This is a genomic window from Serratia sp. P2ACOL2 (assembly GCF_003691565.1).
Taxonomy (GTDB): domain Bacteria; phylum Pseudomonadota; class Gammaproteobacteria; order Enterobacterales; family Enterobacteriaceae; genus Serratia; species Serratia liquefaciens.
The window spans coordinates 4,500,162-4,522,659 of sequence record NZ_CP033162.1 but is presented as its reverse complement, the minus strand read 5'-3'; the positions used below and the strand labels follow the sequence as shown (position 1 = coordinate 4,522,659).

At 57.0% G+C, this 22,498-nt stretch carries 25 protein-coding genes; 11 read left to right on the top strand and 14 right to left on the bottom strand.

Going from position 1 to position 22,498, the window contains the following annotated elements:
• Nucleotides 1-131 precede the first annotated feature (131 nt).
• The 5 genes from trmB (at nucleotide 132) to EBA31_RS21800 (ending at nucleotide 3,478) form a co-directional block, all read left to right on the top strand.
• A complete protein-coding gene (trmB, locus tag EBA31_RS21820; protein ID WP_020828612.1) occupies nucleotides 132-851 on the top strand; it encodes a tRNA (guanosine(46)-N7)-methyltransferase TrmB in 720 nt (239 codons plus the stop codon).
• On the top strand, nucleotides 851-1,177 hold the full coding sequence (locus tag EBA31_RS21815; RefSeq protein WP_020828611.1) for a YggL family protein: 327 nt from the start codon (nucleotides 851-853) through the stop codon (nucleotides 1,175-1,177). Before trmB ends, EBA31_RS21815 begins: the two co-directional genes overlap by 1 nt.
• 95 nt (nucleotides 1,178-1,272) lie before the next feature.
• A complete protein-coding gene (glsB, locus tag EBA31_RS21810) occupies nucleotides 1,273-2,196 on the top strand; it encodes a glutaminase B (protein ID WP_122080671.1) in 924 nt (307 codons plus the stop codon).
• Between the two features lie 30 nt (nucleotides 2,197-2,226).
• Nucleotides 2,227-2,943 carry a DUF2884 domain-containing protein gene (locus tag EBA31_RS21805; protein ID WP_044553444.1) on the top strand — a complete coding sequence of 239 codons (717 nt, stop codon included), beginning with the start codon at nucleotides 2,227-2,229 and terminating at the stop codon, nucleotides 2,941-2,943.
• A 100-nt stretch (nucleotides 2,944-3,043) separates the two neighbouring features.
• On the top strand, nucleotides 3,044-3,478 hold the full coding sequence (locus tag EBA31_RS21800) for a DUF29 domain-containing protein (RefSeq protein WP_122080179.1): 435 nt from the start codon (nucleotides 3,044-3,046) through the stop codon (nucleotides 3,476-3,478).
• Between the two features lie 37 nt (nucleotides 3,479-3,515).
• Here EBA31_RS21800 and hemW read toward each other — a convergent pair whose 3' ends face one another.
• From hemW to EBA31_RS21770, 6 genes are read right to left on the bottom strand one after another with little or no spacing between them, the layout of a single operon-like run.
• Nucleotides 3,516-4,655 (bottom strand): radical SAM family heme chaperone HemW, encoded by a 1,140-nt coding sequence (gene hemW / locus EBA31_RS21795; protein WP_046372639.1) that lies wholly within the window; start codon nucleotides 4,653-4,655, stop codon nucleotides 3,516-3,518.
• Nucleotides 4,648-5,241, bottom strand: coding sequence for an XTP/dITP diphosphatase (locus EBA31_RS21790; protein ID WP_046372640.1), 594 nt, complete (start codon nucleotides 5,239-5,241; stop codon nucleotides 4,648-4,650). Before EBA31_RS21790 ends, hemW begins: the two co-directional genes overlap by 8 nt.
• Nucleotides 5,242-5,258: 17 nt before the next feature.
• Nucleotides 5,259-5,549, bottom strand: coding sequence for a DUF167 family protein YggU (gene yggU, locus EBA31_RS21785; RefSeq protein ID WP_020828604.1), 291 nt, complete (start codon nucleotides 5,547-5,549; stop codon nucleotides 5,259-5,261).
• Nucleotides 5,546-6,100, bottom strand: a complete 555-nt coding sequence (locus tag EBA31_RS21780; RefSeq protein ID WP_044553435.1) for a YggT family protein — start codon at nucleotides 6,098-6,100, stop codon at nucleotides 5,546-5,548. Before EBA31_RS21780 ends, yggU begins: the two co-directional genes overlap by 4 nt.
• A gap of 31 nt (nucleotides 6,101-6,131) precedes the next feature.
• A complete protein-coding gene (gene proC, locus EBA31_RS21775) occupies nucleotides 6,132-6,953 on the bottom strand; it encodes a pyrroline-5-carboxylate reductase (RefSeq protein WP_020828602.1) in 822 nt (273 codons plus the stop codon).
• 20 nt (nucleotides 6,954-6,973) lie between these two features.
• On the bottom strand, nucleotides 6,974-7,681 hold the full coding sequence (locus EBA31_RS21770) for a YggS family pyridoxal phosphate-dependent enzyme (protein ID WP_122080178.1): 708 nt from the start codon (nucleotides 7,679-7,681) through the stop codon (nucleotides 6,974-6,976).
• Between the two features lie 20 nt (nucleotides 7,682-7,701).
• Between EBA31_RS21770 and EBA31_RS21765 the strand changes: the two genes are divergently transcribed.
• Entirely contained in the window at nucleotides 7,702-8,724 is a 1,023-nt protein-coding gene (locus EBA31_RS21765) for a type IV pilus twitching motility protein PilT (protein WP_020828600.1), read from the top strand.
• On the opposite strand, the gene ruvX is transcribed toward EBA31_RS21765, so the two are convergent.
• The 6 genes from ruvX to EBA31_RS21735 all read right to left on the bottom strand — a co-directional run bounded on the left by ruvX (nucleotide 8,721) and on the right by EBA31_RS21735 (nucleotide 13,100).
• Complete coding sequence (ruvX, locus tag EBA31_RS21760; RefSeq protein WP_020828599.1) at nucleotides 8,721-9,143, bottom strand: Holliday junction resolvase RuvX; 423 nt, start codon at nucleotides 9,141-9,143, stop codon at nucleotides 8,721-8,723. The genes EBA31_RS21765 and ruvX overlap by 4 nt on opposite strands.
• Nucleotides 9,143-9,706, bottom strand: coding sequence for a YqgE/AlgH family protein (locus EBA31_RS21755; RefSeq protein ID WP_041414955.1), 564 nt, complete (start codon nucleotides 9,704-9,706; stop codon nucleotides 9,143-9,145). The genes ruvX and EBA31_RS21755 overlap by 1 nt, the downstream gene beginning before the upstream one ends.
• A gap of 155 nt (nucleotides 9,707-9,861) precedes the next feature.
• Complete coding sequence (gene gshB, locus EBA31_RS21750; RefSeq protein ID WP_020828597.1) at nucleotides 9,862-10,812, bottom strand: glutathione synthase; 951 nt, start codon at nucleotides 10,810-10,812, stop codon at nucleotides 9,862-9,864.
• A gap of 10 nt (nucleotides 10,813-10,822) precedes the next feature.
• A complete protein-coding gene (gene rsmE, locus EBA31_RS21745; protein ID WP_020828596.1) occupies nucleotides 10,823-11,554 on the bottom strand; it encodes a 16S rRNA (uracil(1498)-N(3))-methyltransferase in 732 nt (243 codons plus the stop codon).
• Nucleotides 11,555-11,740: 186 nt separating this feature from the next.
• Nucleotides 11,741-12,436, bottom strand: coding sequence for a deoxyribonuclease I (gene endA, locus EBA31_RS21740; RefSeq protein ID WP_122080177.1), 696 nt, complete (start codon nucleotides 12,434-12,436; stop codon nucleotides 11,741-11,743).
• A 151-nt stretch (nucleotides 12,437-12,587) separates the two neighbouring features.
• A complete protein-coding gene (locus EBA31_RS21735) occupies nucleotides 12,588-13,100 on the bottom strand; it encodes a SprT family zinc-dependent metalloprotease (protein ID WP_122080176.1) in 513 nt (170 codons plus the stop codon).
• Nucleotides 13,101-13,462: 362 nt separating this feature from the next.
• Between EBA31_RS21735 and fumA the strand changes: the two genes are divergently transcribed.
• Nucleotides 13,463-15,109: a class I fumarate hydratase FumA gene (gene fumA, locus EBA31_RS21730; RefSeq protein WP_020828593.1), complete on the top strand. Its 1,647-nt coding sequence runs from the start codon at nucleotides 13,463-13,465 to the stop codon at nucleotides 15,107-15,109.
• A gap of 169 nt (nucleotides 15,110-15,278) precedes the next feature.
• Nucleotides 15,279-16,145 carry a helix-turn-helix domain-containing protein gene (locus EBA31_RS21725; RefSeq protein WP_046372645.1) on the top strand — a complete coding sequence of 289 codons (867 nt, stop codon included), beginning with the start codon at nucleotides 15,279-15,281 and terminating at the stop codon, nucleotides 16,143-16,145.
• Here EBA31_RS21725 and EBA31_RS21720 read toward each other — a convergent pair.
• Together EBA31_RS21720 and EBA31_RS21715 are read right to left on the bottom strand one after the other, a co-directional pair.
• Nucleotides 16,069-17,115 carry an XdhC family protein gene (locus tag EBA31_RS21720; protein WP_020828591.1) on the bottom strand — a complete coding sequence of 349 codons (1,047 nt, stop codon included), beginning with the start codon at nucleotides 17,113-17,115 and terminating at the stop codon, nucleotides 16,069-16,071. The two genes, EBA31_RS21725 and EBA31_RS21720, sit on opposite strands and share 77 nt — an antisense overlap.
• A gap of 7 nt (nucleotides 17,116-17,122) precedes the next feature.
• A complete protein-coding gene (locus EBA31_RS21715) occupies nucleotides 17,123-17,707 on the bottom strand; it encodes an NTP transferase domain-containing protein (protein WP_122080175.1) in 585 nt (194 codons plus the stop codon).
• A 204-nt stretch (nucleotides 17,708-17,911) separates the two neighbouring features.
• Here EBA31_RS21715 and EBA31_RS21710 point away from each other — a divergent pair, with 204 nt between their 5' ends.
• Genes EBA31_RS21710 through EBA31_RS21700 form a run of 3 tightly spaced genes read left to right on the top strand, consistent with a single transcriptional unit; the run spans nucleotide 17,912 to nucleotide 22,487 of the window.
• The gene (locus EBA31_RS21710; RefSeq protein ID WP_122080174.1) at nucleotides 17,912-20,701 is read left to right on the top strand and encodes a xanthine dehydrogenase family protein molybdopterin-binding subunit; all 2,790 of its coding nucleotides are present in this window, start codon (nucleotides 17,912-17,914) and stop codon (nucleotides 20,699-20,701) included.
• Nucleotides 20,698-21,252 (top strand): (2Fe-2S)-binding protein, encoded by a 555-nt coding sequence (locus EBA31_RS21705; protein ID WP_122080173.1) that lies wholly within the window; start codon nucleotides 20,698-20,700, stop codon nucleotides 21,250-21,252. The genes EBA31_RS21710 and EBA31_RS21705 overlap by 4 nt, the downstream gene beginning before the upstream one ends.
• Nucleotides 21,249-22,487 (top strand): cytochrome c, encoded by a 1,239-nt coding sequence (locus EBA31_RS21700; RefSeq protein ID WP_020828587.1) that lies wholly within the window; start codon nucleotides 21,249-21,251, stop codon nucleotides 22,485-22,487. Before EBA31_RS21705 ends, EBA31_RS21700 begins: the two co-directional genes overlap by 4 nt.
• Nucleotides 22,488-22,498 lie beyond the last annotated feature (11 nt).

The window sequence follows — 22,498 nt, the reverse complement described above, 5'->3', positions numbered from 1 at the left end:
GAGTCATGATGCTGTAAACCGGAACTTTCCGACGTCGCACGGCAGGTACATTAGATGAACACTTGCTAAACCAATGTATCTTTGCATAATGCGCGTTTCCCTAATTGGCAGCCAAACAGACAGAAAGCACTATGATTAATGACGTCATCTCCCCGGAATTTGATGAGAACGGCCGCGCGATGCGCCGTATCCGCAGTTTTGTCCGCCGCCAGGGGCGGTTGACCAAAGGCCAACAGCACGCGTTGGACAACTATTGGCCGGTGATGGGCGTGGAGTATCAGGCTGAACCTGTCGATATCGCCGCACTGTTCGGGCGCGACGCGCCGACCGTGCTGGAGATCGGTTTTGGCATGGGCGCCTCGCTGGTGACCATGGCGGGCAATAACCCGCAGCAGAATTTCTTGGGGATAGAAGTCCATTCGCCGGGCGTGGGTGCCTGCCTGGCCGACGCTACCGAAGCGGAACTGAGCAACCTGCGCGTAATGTGTCACGACGCGGTTGAGGTGTTGGAGAATATGATCCCGGACGGCTCGCTGGACATGGTTCAGCTGTTTTTCCCCGATCCGTGGCACAAAGCGCGCCACAACAAACGCCGCATCGTACAGACGCCGTTTGTTGAACTGGTGCGTCGCAAACTGAAAGTCGGCGGCGTCTTCCACATGGCCACCGACTGGCAACCTTATGCAGAACATATGTTAGAGGTTATGAACGGGATCTCAGGCTATCGCAATCTTTCCAGCGATAATGATTATGTGCCGCGTCCGGATTCACGCCCACTGACAAAATTTGAATTACGCGGCCAGCGTCTGGGACATGGCGTTTGGGACTTGATGTTTGAGAGGAAAGAATAATGGCTAAGAACCGCAGTCGTCGTTTACGTAAAAAGTTACACATTGAAGAGTTTCAGGAGCTGGGCTTCTCCGTTGCATGGCGCTTTGCCGAAGGCACCGCGGTTGAAGATATCGACAGCACGCTGGACGCTTTTATCGACGAAGTGATTGAGCCGAACGGCATGGCCTTTGACGGTAGCGGCTACCTGCAGTGGGAAGGCTTGATCTGTCTGCAGACCATCGGTCACTGCACTGACGAGCAACGCGAACTGGTCAAAAAATGGCTGGAAGCGCGTAAACTGACCGACGTTAAGGTCAGCGATCTGTTCGATATCTGGTGGGACTGATTTTCCTGCCTGATAAGCGCGGCCTGGCGTCGCGCTGAATCTATTGATTTAAGGTGCCTTTACGGCACCTTTATTTTGTCCGGAGTGTGACCGCGGTGGTAACAACATTGGATAACGCGTTGCTGGATGAGATCCTGCAACAGGTGCGCCCGCTGATTGGCCAGGGCAAGGTGGCGGACTATATACCGGCGTTGGCGGAAGTGGCGGCCGATCGTCTGGCGATCGCCGTTTGCACCGTCGACGGCGAAATGTTCCAGGCCGGTAACGCCGACGAGCGTTTCTCTATTCAGTCGATCTCCAAGGTGTTGAGCCTGACGCTGGCGCTGACGCGCTACCAGGAGGCGGAGATCTGGCGTCGGGTTGGCAAGGAGCCTTCCGGTCTGCCGTTCAACTCGCTGTTGCAGCTGGAGATGGAGCAGGGCAAACCGCGCAATCCGTTTATCAACCCCGGTGCGCTGGTGGTGTGCGACATGCTGCAAACCCGGCTCAGCGCGCCCAAGCAGCGAATGCTGGAAGTGGTGCGTCAACTGGCCGATGAAGATGACCTGGCCTATGATTCGCGGGTGGCCCGTTCCGAGTTCGAACACTCCGATCGCAATGCGGCGATAGCCTACCTGATGAAGTCGTTCGGCAATTTCGAAAACGACGTGCTTACCGTGCTGCAAACCTATTTCCACTACTGCGCGCTGCGAATGAGCTGTGAGGAGCTGGCTCGCAGCTTTGTTTATCTGGCCAATCACGGTCGTGATCTTAGCGGACGCGAGGTGATAAGCCCCCTGCAGGCGCGCCAGATTAATGCGCTGATGATGACCAGCGGCATGTACGACGGCGCGGGGGAATTTGCCTATCGCGTGGGCATGCCGGGCAAGTCCGGCGTGGGTGGCGGTATTGTCGCTATCGTCCCCGACGAGCTGTCGATCGCCGTCTGGTCGCCGGAACTGGATGCTTCCGGTAACTCATTGGCGGGAACTGCGGCGCTGGAACTGTTGTCTCAACGGATTAGCCGTTCGATTTTTTAGCCCCACCACGGAAGGGCGTCAGGAGAATATATGTTAAAGAAAACCGGGTTAGCCTTACTGCTGTTGACTGCTTCACAGGCCCATGCCGAGTATCAGTGCAACGTTAAACCCCAGGACGACGTGATTATCAGCCCGCAGAACGTACAGGTGACCGGGGCCAGCGGCAATCTGCAGATTTCACCGGATGGCGATGTAACCCGCAATGGCCAGGCGTTGAGCCTGACAGACAGCCAGCGACAGAAGGCCTTCAGTTACCAGAGCGCATTGCGCAAAGAGTTGCCGTGGATCGACAACGGCGCTCAGCAACATCTGGAAAAAGCGCGGGTGGCGTTGGACAAGGTGATCGTCAAAGAGTTGGGCAGCGACAGCAACGTGCGTAACCGCCTGACCACGTTGAACGGTCAGCTTAAGCAACAGATGAACCGTATCATTGAGCACCGCAGCGACGGCCTGACCTTCCATCACAAGGCGATTGATCAGGTTGAGCAGGATGGCCGCAATATCGTCCAGCAGAGCATGGGCGGCGTATTGCAGGACAGCCTGAATGAGATGGGCGTCAAGCAGGCAGCCAATAGCGGCGGCAACCCGCTGCAGGCGATCATGGGCAATCTGGGCGGCCTGCAGAAGGCGATTCAGAACGAATGGAATAACCAGGAGCAGGATTTCCAGAACTTCGGCCACGACGTGTGCAACCGCGTTACCGGCCTGGAAACCCAGCGCAAAGATTTGCTTAATGCATTGAAGTAACATGAAATCACAGTGGATAGCGTGTTTTTTGACCTCCTGACGGTTATCTGACAGACTGGTTAAACTACGTACAGATTCATGGGTGTTTACGGAGAACGCTATGAGCCATACTCGCTACGAAACTGATGTTGTCGCCTGGGCAAATGAACAGGCAGCTCTTTTGCGCTCCGGAAAATTGTCTGAGATCGATGTTGAAAAGATCGCCGAGGAGATTGAGGACGTGGGAAAGAGCGAGCAAAGGGAACTTGCGAGCCGAATGACGGTGCTGATAGCACACTTGCTGAAATGGAAATACCAGCCGGCTCGGCGCGGAACCAGTTGGGAAAGAACGATTAAGGCACAGCGTAAAGAGGTGCTTTATAGCTTGAAAGAGTCGCCCAGCTTAAAAAGCAAACTCGGCGATGCAGACTGGCTGGATGTGGTATGGTCAAAAGCAGTCGCCTTTGCCACCACGGAGACCGGATTGGATGTTTATCCGGAAAACGGTATTTGGGACATTCAGCAAGTCCTTGCTCAAGATTTTTACCCAGATTGATTCAAATAAAAAAGCGCTGAAAACTCAGCGCTTTTTTTCATTCATCCGCCAGGAACAACTCCAGTAGCGAATTAAGGAACAGTTTGCCTTTCTCGGTGATCTGCCAATATTCCGGCGTTTCTACCAGATAACCTTTCGCCAGCGCTTCGTCCAGCGCAGCACGGATCGCGCTTTCATCCAGCCCGGTGTAGTTGACGAATTCAGCACGCGGTGCGGCTTCCAGCAGGCGGAAGCGGTTCATAAAGAATTCGAACGGCCGGTCCGCCGCCGTCACCTCATGCTGCTTGTCCATATACTTGCCCTGCATAAAACCACGCGGATGCTTGGTTTTCGCGGTGCGCAGAATGCGGCCGTCGCTGAAGGTTAACTTGCCGTGCGCGCCGCAGCCAATCCCCAGATAGTCGCCAAAGCGCCAGTAGTTGAGGTTATGTTGGCACTGATAGCCCGGTTTGGCGTAGGCCGAAGTTTCATACTGCTGATAGCCGGCGGCGCTCAGCAATTCATGGCCCCGCTCGAAAATGTCCCACAGCGCGTCGTCGTCCGGTAGCACCGGCGGGCGTGAACTGAAAAGCGTATTGGGCTCGATAGTCAGTTGATACCACGACAGATGCGGTGGATTGAGGGCGATTGCCTGGCGCAGATCGTCCAGCGCCTCTTCCAGCGACTGGTCCGGCAGGCCGTGCATCAGATCCAGGTTAAAACTGCGCAAACCCAGGCCGGTAGCCAGGTGAGCTGCGCGTTTGGCCTCTTCCGGGCCGTGAATGCGACCCAGGCGAGTCAATTTCTCGGCGCTGAAGCTCTGCACGCCGATAGAAATGCGGTTCACACCGGCGCGCTGATAGCCGCTGAAGCGATCGGCCTCCACGGTACCCGGGTTGGCCTCCATGGTGATCTCGGCGCCGTCAATCACCGGAATGCGTGCCCGCACGCCGTCCAGCAGCGATTGCATCGCTTCGGCACTCAACAGGCTGGGGGTGCCGCCGCCGATAAAAATGGTGCTGATTTCGCGACCACTGACCAGCGGCAGATCGGCATCCAGATCCGCCAGCAGGTGATCGACGTATTCCTGATGCGGCACTTCGCCCTTCAACGCATGCGAGTTGAAGTCGCAGTACGGGCATTTCTGCACGCACCACGGAATATGAATGTACAAACTCAGCGGGGGCAACTTAAGCATTGCGCATCGCTTCCAGCATCAGCTTCAGGGCTTTACCACGGTGTGATACGGCGCGCTTTTCGTCACGGCTCAGCTCGGCAGCGGTGCGGCCCAGCTCCGGAACGTAGAAGATAGGATCATAGCCAAAACCGCCTTCACCGGCGGCGGCATCGGTGATTTCACCGGCCCAGCTGCCGTGGAACACCAGCGGTGTCGGATCTTCTGCGTGGCGCATATACACCAGCACGCAGTGGAACTGTGCGCCACGGCTGCCCTTGGGCACGTCTTTCAGCGCAACCAGCAGCTTGTCGAGGTTTTGCTGGTCAGAGGCGTCTACACCCGCGTAACGTGCAGAATAGATGCCTGGCGCGCCGCCCAGCGCATCAACCGCCAGACCCGAGTCGTCGGCGATCGCCGGCAGACCGGTGATTTGCGCCGCATGGCGGGCTTTCAGAATGGCATTTTCGATAAACGTCAGGCCGGTTTCCTCGGCGGACTCCACGCCCAATTCGGTTTGAGCGACCACGTTCAGGCCGAAATCGGCCAACAGGTCGGCGAGTTCGCGCACTTTACCCGGGTTACCGGTGGCAAGAACGACTTTTTGCATGATGACTACCTTGAAATTTATTCGATTAGCGCCGCGACCACGGCGGGGATCTGTTGCGGATTAACGATGCGTAACTGTTTATGCCGCCCCAGCTCGCCTTTCTCTATGGTGACGTTGCTTTTCGCCACTTTGAACTGCTTGGCGAGAAACTTGATCAGATGAGCGTTGGCCTGGCCGTCTACCGGCGGGGCGGTAATGGCGACTTTAAGTTCGTCGCCATGCAAACCGACAATCTGGTCGCGGCTGGCTTTCGGCTGAATATATAGCCTGATTGCCAGCCCGTCCAGCACGGGGGTGACTGCACTCACAGCAGGAACCAGATCTCACCGAACAGATCCATACCCAGGTAGTTGATCAGATACAGGATCAAGATCACTACCATCGCTGAAAAATCAATGCCGCCCATTGCCGGAAGAATACGGCGGATTGGCGCCATCAACGGTTCGGTCAGTTGATACATCAACTGATCAATCGGGCTGCGGCCCTGACTTATCCAGCTCATCAGCGCGCGGATAATCATCACCCAGAAGATCAGATAACCGGCCGACTTCACCAGAGAGATCAAGCCAAACAGCAGGTTATACGGGCTGAGTGACATCGCGCCGCCCTGAATCAGCAGCAACAGCGGATACTTGATGGTCATCAGCAGGAAAGCCAACAGCAGTGATGCGCTGTCAATTGGTCCCATTGACGGGATAATACGGCGCAGCGGGCCAATCACCGGCTGGGTGATCTTCACGATAAACTGCGCGAATGGGTTGTAAAAGTCAGCGCGTGTCCACTGCATCCAGATGCGCAGCAGCAGTACCATGACGTAAAGATCAATAACGGTTTTGACCAAAAAAGTCAGCGTTAGCATGAAGTCGTCCTTCTCCTTAACTCTCGATTATTTAAAATGATTTTTCCATTTCCTGCGCACGGGAAACTGCCGCCTGCATGGCTTTGGCCACGGTTGCCGGCAGTTGTTGCTCGTTGAATACCCGCAGCGCTTCGGCGGTGGTGCCGCCTTTGGACGTTACCTGCTCACGCAAGGTCGACAACGGCGTCTCCGGGTTGGCTTCCACCAGCGCAGCGGCGCCGGATGCCGCTTGTTGCACCAGCGCACGGGCCGTCTGGCTGTCGAAGCCCATACGTTCGGCTTCCTGCTGCATGGCTTCCATAAACAGGAAAAAATAGGCCGGGGCACTGCCCGCAGCGGCGATCACGCTGTTGATGCCGTTTTCGTCATCCACCCAACATACCTTGCCGACTGACGCCATCAAATCACTGGTGTAGTCACGATCCTGTTGGCTGACCTGCTGCGGCGCATACAGGCCACTCATGCCTTTACCCACCAGCGATGGCGTGTTTGGCATGATGCGTACGATATTCAGATTGTCGGCCAGCAGCTGGTAAAAACGGCTGACCTGAATGCCTGCGGCGATCGACAGCACCAGTTTGCCGCTGAAATCGATCTGATCGCGCAACGGCTGGCAGACATCTGCCATCATCTGTGGCTTTACCGCCAGTACGATGACGTCGGCCTCGCGTGCGCAGGCAAGGTTATCGCCGCTGCTGACGATGCCGTAGTCGGCAGCCAGCGCATCACGGTTTTTAGCCGAAGGCGCGCAGACGCTGATGGATTTGGCCGGGTAACCGCCCGCCACCAGGCCGGCGATGATTGCGCGGGCCATGTTGCCGGCGCCAATGAAGGTAATCTTACGGTGTTGCATTAAAATTCCTCGTCAGTGTGTCAGGACTGCGAATAATCTCGCGCGCCAAAAATGGCGGTACCGATACGAACCAGAGTGCTGCCTGCGGTAACGGCCGCCGTCATGTCATCGGTCATGCCCATAGACAGCGTGTCCACCTGCGGATAATGCTGTTGCAGCGCCTGGAAGGCGTCGTGCATCTGGCGGAATACCGCCAATTGGCTCTGGTAGTCTTCTTGCGGAGCCGGAATCGCCATCAGCCCGCGTAAACGAACGTTCGGCAAGGCGACAACCGCTTCTGCCAGCGCCGGCAGTTCAGCCAGTACAATGCCAGATTTACTCTGTTCATCGCTGATATTTATTTGGATCAGAACGTTAAGCGGCGGCATGTCTGCCGGGCGCTGGTCGCTTAACCGCTGGGCGATACGCAGCCGATCGACGGTATGGCACCAGGCAAAGTGCTCTGCCACCAGCCGGCTCTTATTGGATTGCAAAGGGCCGATAAAGTGCCAATCCAGCGTTGCGCCTTCCGGCAGCGCGGCAAAATGCTGAACCTTATCCACGCCTTCCTGTACATAGTTTTCCCCGAAGGTTCGCTGGCCTGCCGCGATGGCTTCTGCGATCGCCGCCACAGGTTTGGTTTTACTCACTGCAAGCAGCGTCACTTCTTCTGGAGCGCGAGCGCAGCCTTGAGCGGCCGCGGCAATGCGGTTTCTGACATCCTGCAGATTCTGTTGGATAGTGCTCATCATTGACCCAGGAGATTGATATGGATATCGGTGAATTCGTGGCCCTTAGTGTAAAGCATAATGCTTCCGATCTGCACCTTTGTACGGGGCATCAGCCGATGTTGCGCATCGATGGCGAATTACAGCCGCTGGCAGGTGCGGAAAAACTGACCGAGACCAAGATGCATCGCTTGTGCAACGCGCTGCTGCAACCCCAGCAGCGGCAGCAATTGCAACAGCAGGGGCAGCTTGATCTGGCGCTGACGCTTGCGGGCGATATTCGGCTGCGCGCCAATTTCTTTCTGCAAAGCCTCGGGGTTTCGCTTGCCTTGCGGCTGATTGCCGGCGAGTGTCCGACGCTGGCGGCGTTGGCAGCACCAGACATCATTCCGGCCCTGGTGCGCAGGGAGGATGGCCTGATTTTGGTGACCGGCGCGACCGGCAGTGGTAAATCCACCACCCTGGCGGCAATGATTGACGACATCAATCAGCACCAGCGGCGGCATATCCTTACGCTGGAGGATCCGATCGAATTTATTCACCGCAGTCGACACTCTTTAATTCAGCAGCGCGAATTGGGCCGCGACAGCCACAGTTTTGACGACGCATTACGTGCTGCCCTGCGTGAAGATCCAGATGTCATCTTGCTGGGGGAGCTGCGTGACACCACAACCATCAGGCTGGCGCTTACCGCTGCGGAAACCGGCCATCTGGTACTGGCGACGCTGCATACCCGTAGCGCGACGCAGGCGGTCGATCGGCTGGTGGATGTTTTCCCGGCGGAAGAAAAGCCCTACGTGCGTGCACAGTTGGCCGGTAGCCTGCAGGCGGTGATTGCACAGAAGCTGTTGAGTCGGCCCGGGGGCGGCAGGGTGGCGATTTTTGAGGTGCTGACGGCGACGGCGGCGGTCAGCAGCATGATCCGCGAGGGCAAAACCCATCAGCTTGCCAGCGTGCTGCAAACCGGTGGGCAGTCCGGCATGCAGACCTTTGAGCAAGGTCTGCAACAGCGGATCTGTGCGGGATTACTGGGCGGCGCGGAGGGGACTTTGCCAAGGGATTAACCCAATTGCCGTTCGAACCAGCTTTCCAGGATTACCACCGCCGAGGCGGAATCCACGCTGCCCTTGTCCAGGGCGCGGAAGCCGCCGCGATCAAACAGGTTGGCGCGGGCTTCGACGGTACTGAGACGCTCATCATGCAGCGCGATCTGCACGCCAAAGCGGCCGTGCAGGCGGTTGGCGAATTTGCGCGCTTGCTCGGTGACCGGCTGTTCGGTGCCGTCCATGTTCAGCGGCAGACCGACTACCACCAAGTCCGGTTGCCACTCTTTCAGCAACTTCTCGATCTTCTGCCAGTCCGGCGAACCGTCCTGTGCTTTGAAAGCCGCCAGTGCACGGGCGCTGCCGGTTAGCTCCTGGCCAATGGCCGCGCCAATGCTTTTGGTGCCGAAGTCGAAGGCGATAATGGTGCGGTTGGTCATCAGGCGTGTCCTGCATGGTTGGCAATGCTGCGGATATCAATGCCAAGGCGATTGGCGGCCTCACGCCAGCGGCTGGCGATCGGCGTATGGAACAAAATGTCGGTGTCGGCTTCGATGGTCAGCCAGGCGTTTTCCAGCACTTCCTGTTCCAACTGGCCTTTCTCCCAGCCGGCATAGCCGAGCGCGACCAGTACGTCCTCCGGCTGTTCCGGCGTGCCCAAGGTTTCCAGTACGTCTTTCGAGGTGGTGATCATGGTATCCGGCGAGATCTGGATACTGGAGCCGAAGCCTTTGCACGGCGTATGTAGGATAAAACCGCGATCGTCAGCCAGCGGGCCGCCGGCAAACACCGGTTTATCCAGACTGATGGCCGGATCGCGCGCCTGTGGCATGATCTTCAGTTTGCTCAGCACTGTTTCCACCGTGAACTGTTCCACCGGTTTATTGATCACCAGGCCCATGGCGCCGTCTTCATTGTGCTCGCAGACATAAATCACCGAGCGTTTGAAGCGAGGATCCTGAAGTGATGGCATAGCGATAAGAAAATGGTGTTGTAAATTCATGGTGTTATTTAAGGTATTTGATTGGTGAGAAGTTAAACAGCCGCCAGTATGCGGCTATCCCCATCGCCTTTCAAGCCGCGACTCGGTTGACGCGGGCTGACAGCGTCATTCAGGGAGGTCGGGAAGGCGGGCGACGCAAGTCACCCGCATTTCGATTACTTCGCTGCCAGACGCTTCTCGATTGCATCCATCAGCATACCGGTGATGGAAACCGGGAAGGCCGCTTCTATTTCACGCGCACAGGTTGGGCTGGTGACGTTGATTTCAGTCAGGCGATCGCCAATCACGTCCAGGCCCACAAAGATCAGCCCTTTTTCTTTCAGCGTCGGGGCTACCGCACGCGCAATTTTCCAGTCGCTTTCGCTCAGTGGACGCGCTTCACCACGGCCGCCGGCCGCCAGGTTGCCACGGGTCTCGCCCTGCGCCGGGATGCGCGCCAGGCAGTAAGGTACTGGCTCACCGTCAACCACCAGAATGCGCTTATCGCCCTCCTTGATTGCCGGCAAGAAGTTCTGCGCCATGCAGAAACGGCTACCGTGCTCGGTCAGGGTTTCGATAATCACCGACAGGTTAGGGTCGTCCTGCTTCACGCGGAAGATAGACGCGCCGCCCATGCCGTCCAGCGGTTTGAGAATAATGTCGCCGTGCTGCTGGTGGAATTTGCGGATGTGCGCCGCGCTGCGGCTGACCAGGGTGTCCGGCGTCAGTTCCGGGAACCAGGCGGTAAACAGCTTTTCGTTGCAGTCACGCAGGCTCTGCGGCTTGTTAACTACCAGCGTGCCTTTGACCTCTGCGCGTTCCAGAATATAGGTCGCGTAGATGTATTCGGTATCGAAAGGGGGGTCTTTGCGCATCAGGATCACGTCCAGATCATGCAGCGCCAGATCCTGCTCGCTGCCAAAGCTGAACCAGCTCTCTTTATCTTCCTTCACGCTCAGCAGCCGAGTGCGGGCGCGGCCGTCACCGGCGTGCAGATAGAGATCGTCCATCTCCATGTAGTGCAGTTCCCAGCCACGGCGCTGCGCTTCGAGCAGCATGGCGAAGCTGGTGTCTTTTTTGATGTTGATGGAGGCGATAGGGTCCATCACGATGCCGAGCTTAATCATCTTTTCTCCTTTAACCCAGATCGCCGAAACGTACCTGCAAAGCGGTAATTGCGGTGAGCGCTGTGGTTTCTGTACGCAGAACGCGTGGCCCAAGCAGGATATCAGTAAATCCGTGGCCTGTGGTCATCGCAATTTCGTCGGCGGATAAACCGCCTTCCGGCCCAATCAGCAGGCGGACATGTTCCACCGGCAGCGGCAGGGTATTGATACTGTGGTTGGCGCGTGGATGCAGGTTGAGTTTCAGGCTGCCATCTTGCTCGGCGCACCAGTCTTCCAGTTTCATCGCCTCGCGAATTTCCGGAATACGGTTGCGGCCACATTGTTCGCAGGCGGCGATGGCAATCTTCTGCCATTGCTGGATTTTTTTCGCCAGACGTTCGCCGTCCAACTTCACACCGCAGCGCTCGGAAAACAGCGGAGTAATGACGTTGACCCCGAGCTCGATGGATTTCTGAATGGTGAATTCCATCTTCTCACCGCGAGAAATCACCTGGCCCAGATGCAGATTGAGTGGCGATTCACGGTCTTCCGGTTGGCCGGCGGCTAGCCGCACCAGCACGTTTTTTTTGTCGACCTGGGTGATCTCGGCGTCAAATACCTGGTTGCTGCCGTCGAAGAGCTGCAGTGCCTGGCCGGCGCTCATACGCAGTACACGCCCGATGTGGTTGGCGGCGTCTTCGCTCAGTGCGATTTCTGCATGGTCGATTAACGGCTGCGGGTGATAAATACGGGGTATACGCATTGAATATTCGATCCTGACTAATATGCAGTCATCAGTGCTGCAGCTTGAAAAAAAAGAGTATATACCCAAAGTAATTGAAGCTGCAGCAAGGCGGCAAGTGAGTGCATCCCGATGAGCTTACTTAAGTAAGTGATTCGGGGGCGCTCACGCAGTCAACACCGCTGCAGTTTTAAGTACGAAGGGGATTTAGCCCTTTCGTTGCTGGCAAGCCTGTTGAATATAGAGGTTATGGTTGCCCTGTACCTTAGCGATGCGTGCCTCCCGCAGGCATTCCCATTGGCTGACCGGATACTGACGGTTCCACACCTCGAAAAGCTGGGTCTGTTGGCGGGAAAGCCGTAGTTGATAGCGATCGCGCATATAAAAATAGGTGCGGGCGATCGCGCCGCGAGCGCGTGCGGGCGGTTCGGCCTGCTTATTTTTAAAGTCCACTTTCATTGGGCACTGGCCATACTGACCTTCGCCGCCTTTCCATTGGCTGTACATGAAATTATTGCGATCGCCGTTCACTTCGCCAATCGCCGGCTGCAGGTTGTGCAGGTCAGTTTCGATTTGGCGATAGCTCGCGTCTTTGTTGCAGTTTTTGCGGCCACCCTGTTGCCAGCACTGCAATTGGTGGCCGAACTGCCAGGCCGGTACCACATGTTCCCATTCGATACGCTGTGCGCGTTGGGCGTTCTTGCGTGGTTGATAGCCACAACTGTTTAAATCTGGGATGCCTTTCTTGCCCTGCCAGGTGATCTGGCAGCCGCAGTAGAAAGAACCGGGCGCATCTTGGTTGATTTTGGCCGCTGCCGCCTTGGCCTGAGAAAAATTATTGATGCCGTGCGCCTGTACGGCGCCGGTGGTGAAAATAACCGTAAACAAAATTTTGCGAAGCATATTCCAAAACTGCTCAAAATTGGAAAGGCAGGCAGGGTAGCGGAAGTCAACGGCAGTGGCAAACGACGGGCGTTAACCCCGTGACTTTTCAAGCCAGCGCCGGAGTCTGGCTGTAACTTGGGACGTAGGGAGCAGAGGTTGGATTTTTCGCTTAAACAGACTCACCGGCGATAAATTTCAATTTTTCGCCGCACTGACGGCAGCGGTATTCGCTTTCTCCGCGAAGCACCCGATTATGCCTACGTACGGTGAGCTGATGTTGTTGGCAACGACAGAGGTAGGGGAAGGTTTTGCTTTGCACCGAGGCAATTTCAAACTGGTGGGTGCGGCTGGCCGGTACCTGCAACACGCTTTCCATCATCCAGCGCCATTCGCGTCCATGCGGGGCCACGCGGCCAAACTGGCGGAAGACTAACAGGTGCGCCAGTTCGTGCGGCACCACTTCGTCGATAAACGGCTGTTGGTTTTCCATCAGCAAAACCGGATTCAGCCGAATTTCCCAGGCTTGCAGCCAGGCGGTGCCCGCACTGGTTCCGCGTTGCTGGTAAACGACTTTGGGTTCCGGAAACTCGACGGAAAAATGCTGACGCGCCAGCAGAAGTTTTTCACGCAGGCAGCGCATCACCGCCTGTTGCAGCGCTATGGGGATTCTTACTTTGTTCATTGCGGCTAGCTTAAGCAATGGCGCGACGGCTGGCAATAAGACGAAAAACTAATTCTCATCCCGCCTGTCGGGCCGGTTTTTCATCGCATTGATAACCCGATCGACGCTGATGGATTGTAATCAATGTGTTAACTGCGGGATAATAAACCGTACATGCTGAGTCTGTACCCGCAGCGCTCACAGAAAAGATTGAAAAGCATCCCGAGAAAATACCTTTCTAACGCAGGGGTTATTATGCGATTTAGCGCAATAACCGACTGATTAAAAATACGTAAGGTGTGGGAAGTTTTTTGACGCGGCCTGCCCCGAGCTGGCTGAGTAAGTGTGAATTTAACGCAGCTGATGTTGCAAGTGAGAGATCAATGTCGAATAAACCGTTCCATTATCAAGATCCGTTCCCGCTGAAGAAAGACGATACCGAATACTATCTGTTAAGCCGCGATCACGTTTCCGTGAGCGAATTTGAAGGCCAGGAAGTTCTGAAAGTAGCCCCTGAAGCGTTAACCCTCCTTGCCCAGCACGCGTTTCATGACGCCTCATTTATGCTGCGCCCGGCGCACCAGCAGCAGGTTGCCGATATCCTCAAGGATCCGGACGCCAGCGAAAACGACAAATACGTTGCGCTGCAATTTTTGCGTAACTCAGAAATCGCCGCCAAAGGTATTTTGCCGACCTGTCAGGACACCGGTACCGCCATTATCGTCGGTAAAAAGGGCCAGCGCGTCTGGACCGGTGGCGGCGACGAAGAAGCGTTGTCACGCGGGGTGTACAACACCTTTATCGAAGACAACCTGCGCTATTCGCAAAACGCCGCGCTGGATATGTATAAAGAGGTCAACACCGGCAGCAACCTGCCGGCGCAGATCGACCTCTACAGCGTCGACGGTGAAGAATACAAATTCCTGTGTATTGCTAAAGGCGGCGGTTCTGCCAACAAAACCTACCTTTATCAGGAAACCAAAGCGCTGCTGTCTCCGGGCAAGCTGAAGGATTATCTGGTAGAGAAAATGCGTACGCTGGGCACCGCGGCTTGCCCGCCGTACCACGTGGCGTTCGTTATCGGCGGCACCTCGGCGGAAGCAACGCTGAAAACCGTAAAACTGGCGTCGACCAAGTACTATGACGGCCTGCCGACCGAAGGCAATGAGCACGGTCAGGCATTCCGCGACGTGGCGCTGGAAGAAGAGTTGCTGAAAGAAGCGCAGAACCTGGGCTTGGGCGCGCAGTTTGGCGGCAAATACTTTGCGCATGACGTTCGCGTGGTGCGTCTGCCGCGCCATGGCGCATCCTGCCCGGTGGGAATGGGGGTTTCCTGCTCCGCTGACCGTAACATTAAAGGCAAGATCAACCGTGACGGCATCTGGCTGGAGAAGCTGGAGCATAATCCTGGCAAATTCATCCCGCAGGAGCTGCGTCAGGCCGGTGAGGGTGAGGCAATCAAGATTGACCTTAACCGCCCGATGGCCGAGATCCTCAAGCAGCTGTCGCAATACCCGGTATCCACCCGCCTGTCCTTGAGCGGCACCATCATCGTGGGCCGCGACATTGCGCATGCCAAGCTGAAAGAGCGCCTGGACAGAGGCGAAGGTCTGCCGCAATACGTTAAGGATCATCCGATTTATTACGCAGGCCCGGCCAAAACGCCGGACGGCTACGCCTCTGGTTCACTGGGGCCAACCACTGCCGGGCGCATGGATTCTTATGTCGACCTGCTGCAGTCTCATGGCGGCAGCATGATCATGCTGGCGAAAGGTAACCGCAGCCAGCAGGTGACCGACGCCTGCCACAAGCACGGCGGCTTCTACCTCGGCAGCATCGGTGGCCCGGCGGCGGTACTGGCGCAGCAGAGCATCAAGAGCCTGACCTGCGTCGAATACCCGGAGCTGGGTATGGAAGCGATCTGGAAAATCGAAGTGGAAGATTTCCCGGCGTTTATTCTGGTGGATGATAAAGGCAATGACTTCTTCCAGAAGATCCAGTCTGGCCAGTGTTCTCGCTGCGTGAAGTAACCGCCGAAAGGATTTGCCGCCCGCAGTGGGGCGGCAAATTTCAGGTTTTATCAACCCCTGTGTAAATTACTGTAGCCCGCTGGACGCGATGTTTTAACCTGTATACCCTACGCGCAAAGCACTAATACGCGCATAAAGGCATATTTGGAACAGAAGGTTCGGCAAACTCATGGAAACGCAGGAAAGTCATATCAGGGAATTGCTAGTCTGGATTGAAGACAACCTAACCAATCCCTTGTCATTGGATATCGTTTCTGCCAAATCAGGCTACTCGAAATGGTATCTGCAGCGAATGTTCAAAAAGCAGACCAGTTTGTCGCTGGCTTCCTATATTCGCGCGCGCCGCTTGTACCTCGCCGCTTTCGCCTTGCGTTATACGCAAAAAAGCATTCTTGATATTTCTATTGAATATCAATTCGATAACCAACAAACCTTTTCTCGCTGCTTCAAAAAGCACTTTGCCGAATCTCCCAGTGTTTATCGCCATGCGCGTAAACAGGACTTCAGCCATCTGGTTCGCTCGCTGTCGGTGAATCAGCCGGGGGATATCAAGGTCGATCGCATCAAGGTCGCCAAGGGGCAGTATGCTATCCGAGGGAAGAGTTACCCTTACCATCTGGACATTACCGATCTGGATAAGTCGCACCTTCCCATCCGCAGCAAAATCAAAGAGACGTTCTATGCTCTGCTGGGTGAGCGCCCTGCATTGACCTATTCGCTGGCCCAGTTTGTGCCGGATGGGGAACGAGTGCGGGTGGATTATACCCTGGGCGTTGCGGCAGACTGCCCGGTCAGTGACGGTGCCGGGCTTGAAGCGCTGCCGGATATCTCCGGTGATTTTTGTCGTTTTTGCTATGCCGGCAAGCCAGTGGCCCTGAACGATCATATTGTGCAGATGTACACTCAGGTCTTGCCGCAACTTGGCCTGGCTCGCCGGGAAGGGCCTGACCTGACGATGTTCAACTATTCGCTAAATGAGCGGGAGGAGCTGCATCTTGAGCTCCAACACCTGGTGCCGGTGACTCCCCTTGACTGAGCGGGGTGGCAGAGCGGTTCTTTTGCTGCACGATATCTGCCATCACCGCCAGCGCGATTTCAGCCGGGGTCTTGCTGCCGAGTGGTAAGCCAATCGGGGCATGAATTCGCTCCAGCTCTTGTGGACTGAATTCGGCAATCTGCTGCAGGCGTTGGCGGCGACGCGCGCTGTTGCGCAACGATCCCATGGCGCCGATATAAAACGCCGGGGTATGGATAGCCTCCATTAGCGTCAGATCGTCCATGCGGGGATCGTGCGTCAGCGCGACAATCGCGGTATTGGCGTGACAGCCGCCGTCTTCAATAAACTTGGCAGGAAACTGACGCAGTAGCGTCACGTTGGATCTCAGCTGCGGGGCGAAATTTTCCAGCGCCTCCGGACGGTTCTCGCACACTAACACTTCAAACCCCAGCGAACTGGCGAAATCGGCGCAGTACAATGCCACGCTGGACAGACCGGCGATCAGCAAACGCGGGGCTGCGGCAATATGCAGGGTAATTTGCGGGCCGCGGCGTTCCACCTGGGTCGCACTGGCGAAATCGGTCAACGTCAGGCTGCCGCAGGCATCCGGCAAAGTGAGGCGTTTGACCAGCGCATGGTGTCCGTTTAACGCGCCGGCGAGGGTTGTCAGGTAATCGATGCTCTCGTCGCCCGCCGGCAAATACTCAATCAGCACCTCCAGCACGCCGCCGCAGGGCAGCGCTACGTTGGGCTCCAGACCGCCCTCACCGTAACGAATGACCTGGCTGGCGGCCTGATACTCCCCGGCCGCCAGGCGCCGCAGAAAGTCTTCTTCCACGCATCCTCCGGACAGCGAGCCGCAATAATGTCCGTCCTGCGTGGCGGCCAACAGCGCCCCCGGCGATCGCGGTGAGGAGCCGTAAGTGCTCAGCACGGTGCACAGCCACACCGGTTGTTGTTTCAGCCAGTTTATCGCCTGGCTGACCACGGTGATATCGAGATGTTGCATAGATGAGTTACTCGCTGACCGGTAGCTGCGACGGAAGATCTATATCCTGCACGGCAGTGGGTTGATCAAGATTAAGCCAGTGTACCGCCTGCTCTTTAAGCAGATCGCGTGCACCATTATCGCCACGTAATTGGCTCAGTTGTTTGCGCAATAGAGCGGAAAACCCAACCGGGTGACCCGGCTGTTGTTCAAAACGGGGACGGACAATGGCGTGGTGCTGCAACGCGCTGGCTACCTGCTGGAAAACCGCCGGGGTAACGAACGGCATATCCGCCAAATGAACCAACCAGCCTTGCCAGTGCGGCGCGGCGTTAACGCCGGCGGCAATGGAATCGCCAAGGCCGACGCTGGCCAGCAGCGTGACCGGAACCTGATAGGCGGCGCAAATCTGTTGAACCTGGCGGTTGTCTGGCCGGGTGACCACCCATATGGGCAGGCCGGAAGCCAACGCTTGACGCAGCGTCTGTTCAAATAGCGAACGTTGGCGGCCTGTGGCATCCGCAAACTCGGCATTTAATTTATTGCCTGCGCCACCGGCCTGAGAGAAGCGTTCTCCACGTCCGGCAGCGGCGATCACTATGCCTGTTGTCATCTTATCCGCCCGAATTTGCGCAACTTCTAATTACCTTACTAAAAATATGTGTTGTTGAGATGTGTTTTTATTGAAAATCGCATGTTAATCATCACATAATTTTGGTTATAAGCATATGCTTATGACGTCTACGGCAAGGTCGTCAGCGTTTGCGCAACACCACCGCTGAACACAAAACTACAATAAAGATGCAAAGGACTTTTTATGAGCAATTTCAACCCGTCGCGGCGTCGCTTTATCAAAAGCGCCGTGATAGCGGGGGTCTCCGTGTACCTCGCGCCCCTGTACAGCCGTGCCTATGCCGCGCTGTTTGAGCAGAAGATCCTCCAGTCCCCGAACTGGGATGCCCACGAGAAACGTATACGCTTTCGTATCGATGGCCGTGCCAAGGTCATGGGGCAGAAGGTCTTTGCCCGTGATATTCGCGCGGTGGATATGCCGCACTGGCCACAGCAGCAGGCGCACGCCTTTATTTTGCGTGTCACTCAAGCAGACAAGCTGTTCGAAGGTATCGATCTCTCATTGCTGGGCGACGACCTGCAGCCCGATCGGCTGGTAACCGCCGAGGATTTGGCGCGCGACGGTTTGGCCTTCCCGGCATTTTACGGCGACGACATGCTGCTGCCGATTGGCAAAACCCCGGCTTACCTGGGCCAGGCGGTGGCAATCCTGATTTATCACGATTTTGCCCGTTTCCGCTTTGCCAAAGACAAGCTGAAATTCCGCGAAGGCACGATTAAATACGGGGCGCAAACCGGTCCGCTGCAGCGCGACCCTTGGGGCACTTTCCGATATGTGCGGGTGGGGGGAGACAAGCCGTTCGATGACGACCGTTTTTCCAGCCTGAAGGATACCCCGATTTTCCCGGTTTCGATGAAGAAACACCTGCCGGTCTGGCCGGAAGGACGCGAAGGCGGCAAGCTGGATCAGGAAGGCATGTATTACGCCGGCATGATTGCCGATGAGTTGAAAACGCCGCCGGATGAGTGGCTGGTGATGTCACGCCGCTATACCACGCAGTCCGTCGACACCTCCGCGCTGGAGCCGGACAACGCCAACGGCTGGTTCGATGCCGAGACGCAAACGTTGCATCTGGTGGTGCCGACTCAATCGCCGCAGGAAGTGGCCAATGAAATGCCGCGCATGCTGGCAAAACGCAATCCGCCGGTTAAACAGCTGATTCTGCACCCGTGCTACACCGTCGGTTACGGCTCAAAAGATCACTTTAATTTCCCGTATTACGGCGCGGTGGCGGCGATGTACGGCGACGGGCACCCGGTTCGGCTGGCCAACGACCGTTTCGAACAGTTCCAGACTGCGCTGAAACGCCATGCCTTCGACATGAATTACCGCATTGCGGTAAACCGCCAAACCGGCGTGCTGCAGTCATTCCATGGTGAGATGACGGCAGACGGCGGTGGCCGCAGCAACTTTACGCCTTCGGTGGTGATGGTGGCGGCGACCGCGGCGCAGTCGATTTATTACTTCCCGAAAAGCGATTTATCTGCGGTGGGGCTGGCTTCGCGCGCCATCGACGCAGGGTCGGCACGGGGTTACGGCACGCTGCAAAGCATGGCCGCCACCGAAATGATGGTCGATGAGCTGGCTGCCGAACTGAAGATTGACCCGATTGAATTTCGTTTGCGCAACGTACTGAAATCCGGCATGAAAAATACGCAGGGGGCCATTCCTGCCGGGGCTATTCGCGCCGATGAAGTGCTGGAGAAGGCGGCGAAGCATGAGATGTGGCTGCAACGCGCCAAGCGCAAGGCGGAGTTTGAAAGCCAGCATCCGGGCAAACGCTATGGCGTAGGCTTTGGCTGCGTGCAAAAAGACTTCGGTACCGGTGCCGAAACTTCATTCGCCCGCGTCGAGCTGGGTGAAGACGGGCGCATTATGCTGCATCACAGCGGTGCCGAGATGGGCACCGGCATGTCGACCTCACAATCGGTGTTGTGCGCACAGTGGCTGGGCAAACCGGCAGACGAGGCTCACTTCTCGGTGACCGACTGGTCAGTGCTGCCGATGGTTACCAGTGGCGATCCCTACGTTATGTCGCAGGCCGATCAGGATCGGTTGCAAACCAATCCGGCCTGGACGCCAAGCTACTGCTCACCTTCCAGCGCCAGCAACTCGGCGTATTACTTCTCGCACAGTACGCGCGAAGCGGCGCGGCTGATATTCGATCATGGCCTGTGGCCGGCAGCGATGGCCATTTGGCAATCCGGCCCCGGTGGCGGCCAGGCGGCACCTTTAGTGGTGCGCCGAGAGGATGCGCGTTGGGTGGAGGGGGGATTGACCGCTGCCGGTATGGAGGTGTTGAGCCTGGAGCGGCTGGCAAAACAACTTTACCAGATGGGCGGGATCGCAGGCGCAGCGGTGCACGTTTTCAACCGCTGGCAGTGGGCGGAAGCGGACTTTACCCTGAGCGGCAATAGCGAACGCCTGCCGATTGATGGCCTGGCTGTGCGCAACGCCGGTGGCGAGTTCAAAACGCTGCCACGTAATCAGGTCTATTATCCCCCGACTCAACGCAATAACGCGGCGGTGACCTATTACAGTGCCGTCGGAACCCTGGCGGAAGTGGCGGTGGATATCGCCACCGGCCAGGTAGAACTGCTGAATCACCATTCAATCATGGAGTGCGGCAACCTGATTGTGCCGGAACTGGTTTCCGGCCAGTTGCAGGGCGGGTTGGCGATGGGAATTGGTCATGCACTGCACGAATATTTACCGCTGTACGAAGACGGGCCCGGTAACGGTACCTGGAACTTTAACCGTTACCACCTGCCACGCGCCAGCGATGTGGCGGTCTGGAAACAGACTGATGACATCCTGCCCGCGCTGTCGGAAACCGATCCGCCCAAAGGCATGGCCGAAGTGGTGATGATCCCGGTGGTCGCGGCCTTGGTCAACGCCATCGCCGACGCCACTGGCCACCGTTTCCGTGATTTGCCCGTTCGTGCAGAAAATATTCGTGAGGTATTACAATGAGCATCAAAACCCAGCCGATTTCCCTGACCATCAACGAAAAGCAATACGGCCCGATCGACGTACCTGAAGGGCTGATGATGATCGATTTCCTGCACGAGTATCTCGATCTGACCGGCTCGCGTCTTGGCTGCGGGCAGGGTATCTGCCACGCCTGCGTAGCAATTGTCGATCACCCAAGCGGTACCAGCGAAGAGGTGCGTACCTGTATCACCGGCGCGCACTTCTTCAGCGGCAAAAAAGTCCGCACCGTAGAGGGGCATGCCAAGGTGGATGCGCAGGGCGAAGTGGTGGAGTTGTCATCTATCCAGCAGGCGTTTCTGGAGCATTACAGCTTCCAGTGCGGCTACTGCACGCCGGGCTTTGTCAACGCCGCCACCATTTTTGTGGAAAAACTCAAGCGTGAACCCATTGCCCGTGAGCAACTGGAAAGCGCCATTGAACAGGCGCTGGACAGTCATATCTGCCGCTGTACCGGCTATGTTCGTTACTATGAAGCGGTTCGTGACGTGGTGCTCAAAACCCCGGGCCTGCTGAAGGAGACGGCGCAATGAAAAAACGTCTCGCACTGTTGATCCTGCTGGTGGTGATTATTGTCATCGCCGTGCTGTGGTGGCGGGAAAACCGCCGTTACGATGGCCCGGTGCAGCAGGTAACCGCCAGCACGGAACAGGTTGCCCGCGGTCGCTATCTGGCGCAGGCCGCCGACTGCGCCGCCTGCCATACCGCCAGCGGCGGCGCGCCCTTGGCCGGGGGCTATCCGCTGGAGACGCCGTTCGGCACTATCTATGGCAGTAACCTGACGCCTTCGGCCGATCATGGCATTGGCCGCTGGACCAAAGACGATTTCTTCCTGGCGCTGACTCAGGGCGTGGCACCGGGCGGGCGTCATCTGTACCCGGCGATGCCCTATACTTCGTATAAAGGTATTTCACGCCAGGATGCCGATGACATCTACGCCTATCTGATGACCCGACCGGCGGTGGATGTTGCCATTCCTGAAAACGACATGCCGTTCCCGTTTAATCAACGCATGGCGCTGATCGGTTGGAACCTGCTGTTCCGCAGCCAGGCGCCGTTGCCAGCCAGTTCACAAGGCAATTCGGCGCAGTGGCAACGCGGCCGTTACCTGGCGGATACGCTGGGTCACTGCGGGGAATGCCATACGCCACGCGGCATGCTGGGGCAGATGAATCTTGGCAAGCCGATGCAGGGGGGCGATTTGGGGCGCTTTATGGCACCGGACATCACGCCGCACGGATTGGCCCAGCGCGGCTGGACGCCGGATGACCTCAACCGTTTCCTGGCAACCGGGATGGCACCTCAGGGATCTGCGTTCAGTGAGATGCACATGGTGGTGGATCTCAGCACCCGTCATCTGACGCCGGAAGACCATCAAGCACTGGCGACCTATCTGATGGGTGAACAGCCGCCGGCCGCAGTGCCGGTTAAAATCGGCCAGGGCAGCGATGCCGGGCGTATCAGCTATCTGGATCAGTGCTCCGGCTGCCATGCACGGGAAGGTGAGGGCAAACCGCACGTAGCGGTGGCGATGCGCGATAACGCCACGCTGCGCCAACCGGATGCCAAGAATCTGATTGTCTCGGTGCTGGACGGTTTACCGGCGCAGCAATTCCCCAACGGCGAAAGTATGCAGAGCATGCCGGCCTTTGGCGAACGTCTGGACGATGCGCAAGTGGCGGAGCTGGTGAACTATCTGCGCGTAACCTGGGGGGGCTTGCCGGCGGATATCACCGCCGAGCAGGTGAAGGCCCTGCGCAAGAAGTAGCCTAAGTCAGG

Excerpts from the sequence above, each read along its gene's own strand:
- trmB (WP_020828612.1), top strand. The coding sequence starts at position 132 with ATGATTAATGACGTCATCTCCCCGGAATTTGATGAGAACGGCCGCGCG.
- EBA31_RS21815 (WP_020828611.1), top strand. The coding sequence starts at position 851 with ATGGCTAAGAACCGCAGTCGTCGTTTACGTAAAAAGTTACACATTGAA.
- EBA31_RS21805 (WP_044553444.1), top strand. The coding sequence starts at position 2,227 with ATGTTAAAGAAAACCGGGTTAGCCTTACTGCTGTTGACTGCTTCACAG.
- EBA31_RS21800 (WP_122080179.1), top strand. The coding sequence starts at position 3,044 with ATGAGCCATACTCGCTACGAAACTGATGTTGTCGCCTGGGCAAATGAA.
- hemW (WP_046372639.1), bottom strand. The coding sequence starts at position 4,655 with ATGCTTAAGTTGCCCCCGCTGAGTTTGTACATTCATATTCCGTGGTGC.
- EBA31_RS21790 (WP_046372640.1), bottom strand. The coding sequence starts at position 5,241 with ATGCAAAAAGTCGTTCTTGCCACCGGTAACCCGGGTAAAGTGCGCGAA.
- EBA31_RS21780 (WP_044553435.1), bottom strand. The coding sequence starts at position 6,100 with ATGCTAACGCTGACTTTTTTGGTCAAAACCGTTATTGATCTTTACGTC.
- proC (WP_020828602.1), bottom strand. The coding sequence starts at position 6,953 with ATGCAACACCGTAAGATTACCTTCATTGGCGCCGGCAACATGGCCCGC.
- EBA31_RS21770 (WP_122080178.1), bottom strand. The coding sequence starts at position 7,681 with ATGAGCACTATCCAACAGAATCTGCAGGATGTCAGAAACCGCATTGCC.
- EBA31_RS21765 (WP_020828600.1), top strand. The coding sequence starts at position 7,702 with ATGGATATCGGTGAATTCGTGGCCCTTAGTGTAAAGCATAATGCTTCC.
- ruvX (WP_020828599.1), bottom strand. The coding sequence starts at position 9,143 with ATGACCAACCGCACCATTATCGCCTTCGACTTCGGCACCAAAAGCATT.
- EBA31_RS21755 (WP_041414955.1), bottom strand. The coding sequence starts at position 9,706 with ATGAATTTACAACACCATTTTCTTATCGCTATGCCATCACTTCAGGAT.
- gshB (WP_020828597.1), bottom strand. The coding sequence starts at position 10,812 with ATGATTAAGCTCGGCATCGTGATGGACCCTATCGCCTCCATCAACATC.
- rsmE (WP_020828596.1), bottom strand. The coding sequence starts at position 11,554 with ATGCGTATACCCCGTATTTATCACCCGCAGCCGTTAATCGACCATGCA.
- endA (WP_122080177.1), bottom strand. The coding sequence starts at position 12,436 with ATGCTTCGCAAAATTTTGTTTACGGTTATTTTCACCACCGGCGCCGTA.
- EBA31_RS21735 (WP_122080176.1), bottom strand. The coding sequence starts at position 13,100 with ATGAACAAAGTAAGAATCCCCATAGCGCTGCAACAGGCGGTGATGCGC.
- fumA (WP_020828593.1), top strand. The coding sequence starts at position 13,463 with ATGTCGAATAAACCGTTCCATTATCAAGATCCGTTCCCGCTGAAGAAA.
- EBA31_RS21725 (WP_046372645.1), top strand. The coding sequence starts at position 15,279 with ATGGAAACGCAGGAAAGTCATATCAGGGAATTGCTAGTCTGGATTGAA.
- EBA31_RS21720 (WP_020828591.1), bottom strand. The coding sequence starts at position 17,115 with ATGCAACATCTCGATATCACCGTGGTCAGCCAGGCGATAAACTGGCTG.
- EBA31_RS21715 (WP_122080175.1), bottom strand. The coding sequence starts at position 17,707 with ATGACAACAGGCATAGTGATCGCCGCTGCCGGACGTGGAGAACGCTTC.
- EBA31_RS21710 (WP_122080174.1), top strand. The coding sequence starts at position 17,912 with ATGAGCAATTTCAACCCGTCGCGGCGTCGCTTTATCAAAAGCGCCGTG.
- EBA31_RS21705 (WP_122080173.1), top strand. The coding sequence starts at position 20,698 with ATGAGCATCAAAACCCAGCCGATTTCCCTGACCATCAACGAAAAGCAA.
- EBA31_RS21700 (WP_020828587.1), top strand. The coding sequence starts at position 21,249 with ATGAAAAAACGTCTCGCACTGTTGATCCTGCTGGTGGTGATTATTGTC.